Genomic DNA, 642 nt, shown 5'->3' on the forward strand with positions numbered 1-642 from the left:
GGTGGCGGTGCCGCGGGCCGGGGCGGGGTCACCGGTCTAGTACCAGTGGTTGGCCTGCCAGAAGTTCCAGGCGGCGGCCGGGCTGCCGTAGCGGTCGTTCATGTAGTCCAGGCCCCACTTGATCTGGGTGGCCGGGTTGGTCTTCCAGTCCGAGCCCGCCGAGGCCATCTTCGAGCCGGGCAGGGCCTGGACCAGACCGTAGGCGCCGGAGGAAGAGTTGGTGGCGGTGTGGTCCCAGCCGCTCTCGTGCGAGACGATCTTGTCGAACGCGGCGAACTGCGCGGGGTCCTTGATCATCTGCCGGGCGATCGCCTTGGCGCTCATCGGGGCGGCCTGGGCCGGAACCGTGGCCAGCATGGAACCGGCGGCCGCGAGGCCGATCACGGTACCCGCGAGGGTCTTCTTCGAAGCGGCGATGCGGCGGATGACGGAGACGGACACGAAAGAACCTTCCGTAGGCGACAGGGGCGGTCGCGGCATGCCGAAGACATGCGTGAGCCACTCACGCGAAGGAGAGGGGTTCGTCCCGGCGGGGGGCCTTTCGCCCCGGCCGCCTCGGCGACAACACCAGTTAGCCAGCCCCCGGACCGCCTGGCAACGCCCCCCACCTACTAGCGGCCGTAGCAGCAGCGGGCGGCGGGG

Annotated in this window: 1 protein-coding gene; it reads right to left on the bottom strand. The window is 70.4% G+C overall.

The genetic code is table 11. The features are described from left to right. Positions 1 to 36 precede the first annotated feature (36 nt). Positions 37 to 480, bottom strand: coding sequence for a transglycosylase SLT domain-containing protein (locus EF918_RS36470; protein WP_125653040.1), 444 nt, complete (start codon positions 478 to 480; stop codon positions 37 to 39). Positions 481 to 642: the final 162 nt, after the last annotated feature.

It is taken from the genome of Streptomyces sp. WAC06614, assembly GCF_003949795.1.
In the GTDB taxonomy this organism is placed as follows: Bacteria; Actinomycetota; Actinomycetes; order Streptomycetales; family Streptomycetaceae; genus Streptomyces.

Coding starts and splice junctions, on each gene's coding strand:
- EF918_RS36470 (WP_125653040.1), bottom strand. CDS start 480: ATGCCGCGACCGCCCCTGTCGCCTACGGAAGGTTCTTTCGTGTCCGTC.